Here is a 5,858-nt window from a genome sequence, read left to right as displayed (position 1 = left end):
CGGACCGGTCCAGTCGGGATGGCGGCAAGCCGAGCGCTGGTCGATGCCCTTGGGCAGCGTGCGCATCTCGGCGACGCGGTCTGAGATCTTCTGGCCAAGCAGCATGCCGCCGCCGCCGGGCTTGGCGCCCTGGCCAACGACGACTTCGATAGCATCGGCGCGGCGTAGGTCGCGCGGGTTCATGCCGTAGCGCGAGGGCAGGTACTGGTAGACCAGCGTCTTCGAATGGCCACGCTCTTCCTCGGTCATGCCGCCGTCGCCGGTGGTGGTCGAGGTGCCGGAGAGCGAGGCACCCCGGCCAAGCGCTTCCTTGGCCGGACCGGAGAGCGAGCCGAAGCTCATGCCGGCAATCGTGATCGGAATCTTCAGCTCGATCGGCTTCCGGGCGTGGCGTGAGCCCAGCACCACGCTGGTGTCGCAGCGCTCGCGATAGCCTTCCAGCGGATAGCGCGAGATCGAGGCGCCGAGGAAAAGCAGGTCGTCGAAATGCGGAACCTTGCGCTTGGCGCCGGCGCCGCGGATGTCATAGATGCCGGTCGCGGCGGCACGACGAATTTCGGAAAGCGTGTAGTCGTCGAAGGTCGCGGACCTGCGCGGCGTCGTCGGAGGATTATGATAGGTCATTTTTGATGGTTCCCCTCAATACGCGTCGGCGTTGTCGATATTGAAATTGTAGAGCGTGCGGGCCGAGCCGTAGCGCTTGAACTCCGACGGCTTGACGCCGGTGACGCCGGCGCGATCGAGCAGGCCCTGCAGCAGTTCGATATGCTCGGGCCGCATCTCCTTGGCGATGCAGTCGGCGCCCAGGCTCTCGACCTTGCCGCGCACGAAGAGCCGCGCCTCGTAGATGGAATCGCCCAAGGCATCGCCGGCATCGCCCAGCACCACCAGATTGCCGGACTGCGCCATGAAGGCCGACATGTGGCCGATATTGCCGTGCACGACGATGTCGATGCCTTTCATCGAGATGCCGCAGCGCGACGAGGCGTTGCCCTCGATGACCAGCAGGCCGCCGCGGCCGGTGGCGCCGGCATACTGGCTGGCGTCGCCTTTGACCACGATTTGGCCCGACATCATGTTCTCGCCGACGCCGGGGCCGGCCGAGCCATGCACGGTGATGGCGGCGCCGACATTCATGCCGGCGCAGTAATAGCCGACGCTGCCGCGCACATCGACGCTGATCGGCTGGTCGACGCCGACGGCGACGGAGTGGCTGCCCTTCGGGTTGAGCACTTCCCAGGCGGTCTCGTTCGAACCGGGGGTCAGATGATGAAGCGCCTGGTTCAGCTCGCGCAGCGACTTTTTCGCGAGATCAAAGACACGCTTGGCGAAGTCCACCTCACGCGCCGGCGCGGCGGCCAAATTCGAAATATTCATGATGCTCAGTGCTCCCAGAAATAGACGGTTGCGGGCTCCGGTTCCCAGACTTTGGCATTCTCGATTCCAGGCAGATTGGCGAGCGCCCGATATTCCGAGCCGAAGGCGACATACTGGTCGGTCTCGGCCATCACGGCGGGCTTGCAGGCGATCGGGTCACGCACGACGCCGAAGCCGGTCTTGGTGCCGACGACGAAGGTGAAGAAACCGTCGAGGTCGGAGAGCGTGTCTTCGAGCGCCTCGCCGAGATTCTTGCCATGCGCCATCCTGTTGGAGAGATAGGCGGCCGCCACCTCGGTGTCGTTCTCGGTCTCGAAGGTCATGCCTTCGCGCACCAGTTCGCGCCGCACATTGTTGTGGTTGGAGAGCGAGCCGTTGTGCACCAGGCACTGGTCGGCGCCGGTCGAGAACGGATGCGCGCCCATCGTGGTGACCGCCGATTCCGTCGCCATGCGGGTATGACCGATACCGTGCGTGCCGGTCATCGAGCGCACGTCGAAGCGCTCGACGACGGCTTCCGGCAGCCCGACTTCCTTATAGATCTCCACCGCCTCGCCGGCGCCCATGATGCGGATATCGGGCCTGAGCGATTGCAGCGCCTCACGCGCCGCGTCGACCTTGTCCGAGTTGGTCCTGATGACTGCGTGGGTCGACTTGACCGCGACGCTCACCGGCGCGCCCACCGCCTTGGCAAGGTCAACGTCGAGGCCGCGGAAATCGCGTTCGGGCCTCGGCGACTGGATAGTGATCTTGGCTTCGTTGCCGGCCGTCGCGCCATAGATGGCGATGCCGGCGCTGTCCGGGCCGCGGTCGGTTAGCAGAACCAGCATCTCTGACAGCATCGCGCCGAGCCTTGGCTCCAGTGCCTTATCTTTCAAGAATAGTCCGACGATTCCACACATCACATCACCTCGCGACGGTTGCAGCCTGATGCGAAAAACCTAGCAGCTTCATGCTCGGAACTCAACTGCTATGAATTTTTTTTTCCTACAGAGAAAGGAACAGTTGATGTGGCGGCGCAAAGGCGCTCCAGCCAGTGGCTATAGGCGCTGCAGCGGGTGCTATCGGGTTTGGAAAAGGGAAGTCGACGCCCGATCGACAACTCATTCGGCCAGATCTAAAGCCACAATTCTCAAGCGTTCAGTTGGAGCGAGGCGATCTGGATGGCTTCGTCAAATCACCGTTGGTGAAATGAGTCGTCGCCGGCGTGCTTAATCTAGTCCCCATTGTTCTGGCGGTAGGAGATGATGGACAGGTAGCGGATCGGCAGCTTTGTCAATTCCTCCGGACCATGAGGGGCATCCGCGTCGAAGAACAGGCTGTCGCCGGGAAGCATCCGATAAAGGTTGCTCGCGTGGCGATAAACAACTTCACCCTCCAGAATGTAGAGAAACTCCATCCCGTCGTGCTGGAATGTCGGAAACACATCCGAATCCTCGGTGAGCGTGATCAGGTACGGCTCGACCATGACGCCGGCAGTGTTTGACGCAATATACCCAAGCAGATTGTACTGGTGCCCGGCACGCGTTCCGCGGCGTTCTACATCCACACCCTCGCCCGCTTTGACGAAGACGGCTTTGCGATCCTCCTCGAAGCGGCGCAAGAACGCGGTCAGCGGCACGCCAAGTGCGCGGGATAACGTCTGCAATGTCGTCAGCGACGGAGAAGTAACTCCGTTTTCGATCTTGGACAGCATGCCCAACGAAAGATCGGTCGCCGCCGCCAGATCGGCCACAGTGATTCCGAGCTTTTTGCGGAACGCGCGCACCTCATGGCCAATCGCGACCTCAAGAACCTTTTCGCGCGTATTCTTTACGGCATGAGGATTCTGGCTAAGAGGGGAAACCCTGGCGAGGGATCGCTCCGCGCCGTGCGTCGCAGAGCCTGCTCTCTCCTGCACCGGCTTTTTTCTCGACTTCCTTGCCGCCATAGCTCCGCCCGTTCGGTTCGCCGCTGATTTTACCCACAGTAAAGATCGGCTGAACCGGACGCAACCGGAAGGGCACAGGTGCGACGAATGTTACTGCATCAAAAGTATCTGCAAGTCAGCGACATTGGTGCCGGTGGCACCTGTCATCAGCAAGTCTCCTGAAGTGGCCAAGGCTACATAGGAGTCGTTGTTCCCTAGCAGGACGGCCGGATCCTCTCCGAAATCGCGCATCCAGTAAATCGACCCTGCATCGACAATACCCCCGGCCGCATCCGTGGGACCGTCCCGGCCGTCCGTACCGCCGCTGAGAAACACCCAGCTGCGGCGGATCGCCTTGGCTTCATTTGCCAGCGCGAAGCGCAGCGCCAGTTCCTGATTACGTCCGCCCTTGCCCGTGCCGGAGACCTCGACGGTCGGCTCACCGCCGGCGACTATCGCAACCGGTCCTTGATGGTGAGCATGTTCGAGTGCGAAGCTGTGGAATTTGCGGGCAGCGTCACAAACTTTGCCGGATAACCAGTCCGAGGCCTTGATCACATGAAAGCCGCTGCGCAAGGCCGTTGCCGTCAAGCTTTCAAGACTGATGCGGTTGGACACGACGACCACATTCTCGGCGCGATCGCACAACGCTCCCGAGATGGATATATCCGTCGAAACAAGAGTTTGCTCGAATCTTGGATCGACACGATATTTCGAAAGCACGCTACGAGCCTGGGTAAGAGATGCGTAGGGTGAGGCCGTTGGGCCGCTGGCCACCAGGCGAACGTCGTCGCCTGGAACGTCGGAGACTATGAGCGCCAGGATCTCAGCCCTCGACGCCAATTGCGCCAGGCGCCCGCCCTTCAGGCGCGAAAAATGCTGCCTGACAGTGTTGATTTCCCGAATGTCGGCGCCCGATCGGATGAGCGCGTCATTCAGCGCGATCTTGTCAGCCAGCAAGATTCCGGCCGCGGGAGCGCATACCAATGCCGAGCCTCCGCCGCTCACAAGAACCAGGACAAGGTCGCCGGGTTCCGCCGACCGGGCGAGGCTCTCGATAGCGTAACCCCCGTCTACGCTTCGCTGATCTGGCAGGGGGTGCCCGGCGGTGATGACCTCCGCACCGTCAATCAATATAGCGTTTTCGGCATTTGTGACAGCGACAGCCCTGTGCAGCTTGCCGCCAATCAAAGGCAATGCCGCGCCGGTCATCGCACAAGCGGCTTTGCCGAAGGCGATAACGATCACGCGTCTGGCCTTTTCAAGTTGGTCAGCACGTCGTTCCAGCGCAGCGGCAACCGCTGGGCCGGGCTCGGCCGCCGCGACGCCCGTTCGAAACAGTTCAATCGCTTGGTTGCGAAGATCCATCAATGCCGACGCCGGGCCGGGCAGCACCGTCACACCACCCTATCCGGAGCGGGTTTGCCCTCGAAGAAGGCGGTGAGGTTTTCCAGTGCCTTCATGCCCATCGCCTCTCGTGTCTCCGCGGTTGCGCTGCCGAGATGGGGAAGGAGAACCACGTTTTCCCGATCAAGCAGGCCTCGTGGCACTGCTGGTTCTTCGGCATAAACGTCGAGGCCGGCTCCAGCGATCATTCCCTTATCAAGCGCGTGGATAAGCGCGATCTCGTCGATCACATCGCCGCGCGCCGTATTGATGAGGAATGCGGTCGGCTTCATGACTGAAAGCCTTGCCTCGTCAATCAGATGTTTGTTTTCGGCTCCACCCGGACAATGCAGCGAGACGAAGTCCGACTCCGCGAGAACCGCCTCGATGGATGGAAGTTGGCGGGCAGACATTGACCGTGTCGCGTCGTCGTCAACCTTGGAACGGTTGTAGAAGACGACGTCCATGCCAAAGCCGAAATGCGCTCGACACGCCACGGCCTTGCCGATGCGTCCCATGCCAATGATCCCAAGCTTCTTGCCCGAGATTTTCGTGCCGATGAGATGTGTTGGACACCATCCCTTCCAGGCGCCAGCGCGGAGTTGCCGCTCGCCCTCGCCGGCACGGCGTGCAACGGACAGGAGCAGACTCATCGCGATGTCCGCCGTGCAGTCCGTCAGCACTCCCGGTGTATTCGTGACTGCAATGCCGCGGTCACGGGCAGCCGCGACGTCTATGTGGCTGAAGCCGACCCCAAAATTAGCTAGCAACCGGGTGCGACCGTCGCTGGACGGAAAAACTGACGCCGGCAGTCGATCGCTGACGGTGGGAAGGATTGCGTCATAGGTCTGGAATGCCGTTGCGAGTTCCGCTGCCGTCAGGGGCACGTCATCAGCATTTAGCACCGCGTCAAACCGTTCCGACAAAACCTTCTCCACCTTGGCCGGCCAACGGCGGGTCACGATCACACGCGGCTTCATTCATACCCTCTCAACTTGCGTAATCGCACGGGCGAAACCGCCGGACGGCACCAGCGGTTCGCAATGTTGCCGACGATTTCGAGCCCACGATTTCCTGACCCGGCCTGCGCGCAGGCTTACGCCGCCTTCAGCCTCTGTTTCAGAACATCGGCGATAGTGGGACCGAAGGCTGCCGGCGTCGGCACGATGACGACGCCGGCGCCGCG

At 61.7% G+C, this 5,858-nt stretch carries 6 protein-coding genes; all 6 read right to left on the bottom strand.

Annotated elements, in window-relative coordinates; translation table 11 throughout:
• Positions 1-624: glutamate synthase-related protein (locus EH240_RS36365; protein ID WP_245436698.1), on the bottom strand; the 624-nt coding region annotated here is incomplete at its 3' end.
• A 15-nt stretch (positions 625-639) separates the two neighbouring features.
• On the bottom strand, positions 640-1,377 hold the full coding sequence (locus EH240_RS36360; protein ID WP_125007161.1) for a GltB/FmdC/FwdC-like GXGXG domain-containing protein: 738 nt from the start codon (positions 1,375-1,377) through the stop codon (positions 640-642).
• A 5-nt stretch (positions 1,378-1,382) separates the two neighbouring features.
• Positions 1,383-2,279, bottom strand: coding sequence for a class II glutamine amidotransferase (locus EH240_RS36355; RefSeq protein WP_125007160.1), 897 nt, complete (start codon positions 2,277-2,279; stop codon positions 1,383-1,385).
• A 314-nt stretch (positions 2,280-2,593) separates the two neighbouring features.
• Positions 2,594-3,307 (bottom strand): helix-turn-helix domain-containing protein, encoded by a 714-nt coding sequence (locus tag EH240_RS36350; protein WP_125007159.1) that lies wholly within the window; start codon positions 3,305-3,307, stop codon positions 2,594-2,596.
• Between the two features lie 90 nt (positions 3,308-3,397).
• Complete coding sequence (locus EH240_RS36345) at positions 3,398-4,687, bottom strand: glycerate kinase type-2 family protein (RefSeq protein ID WP_206075386.1); 1,290 nt, start codon at positions 4,685-4,687, stop codon at positions 3,398-3,400.
• Positions 4,684-5,652, bottom strand: coding sequence for a 2-hydroxyacid dehydrogenase (locus tag EH240_RS36340; RefSeq protein WP_125007158.1), 969 nt, complete (start codon positions 5,650-5,652; stop codon positions 4,684-4,686). The genes EH240_RS36345 and EH240_RS36340 overlap by 4 nt, the downstream gene beginning before the upstream one ends.
• Between the last annotated feature and the right edge of the window lie 206 nt (positions 5,653-5,858).

Origin of the sequence: Mesorhizobium tamadayense (assembly GCF_003863365.1) — a bacterium.
In the GTDB taxonomy this organism is placed as follows: domain Bacteria; phylum Pseudomonadota; class Alphaproteobacteria; order Rhizobiales; family Rhizobiaceae; genus Mesorhizobium; species Mesorhizobium tamadayense.
Note: the sequence above shows the minus strand (reverse complement) of the source record. Positions and strands in the feature narration are given on the sequence as shown.

Excerpts from the sequence above, each read along its gene's own strand:
- EH240_RS36355 (WP_125007160.1), bottom strand. The coding sequence starts at position 2,279 with ATGTGTGGAATCGTCGGACTATTCTTGAAAGATAAGGCACTGGAGCCA.
- EH240_RS36340 (WP_125007158.1), bottom strand. The coding sequence starts at position 5,652 with ATGAAGCCGCGTGTGATCGTGACCCGCCGTTGGCCGGCCAAGGTGGAG.
- EH240_RS36350 (WP_125007159.1), bottom strand. The coding sequence starts at position 3,307 with ATGGCGGCAAGGAAGTCGAGAAAAAAGCCGGTGCAGGAGAGAGCAGGC.
- EH240_RS36360 (WP_125007161.1), bottom strand. The coding sequence starts at position 1,377 with ATGAATATTTCGAATTTGGCCGCCGCGCCGGCGCGTGAGGTGGACTTC.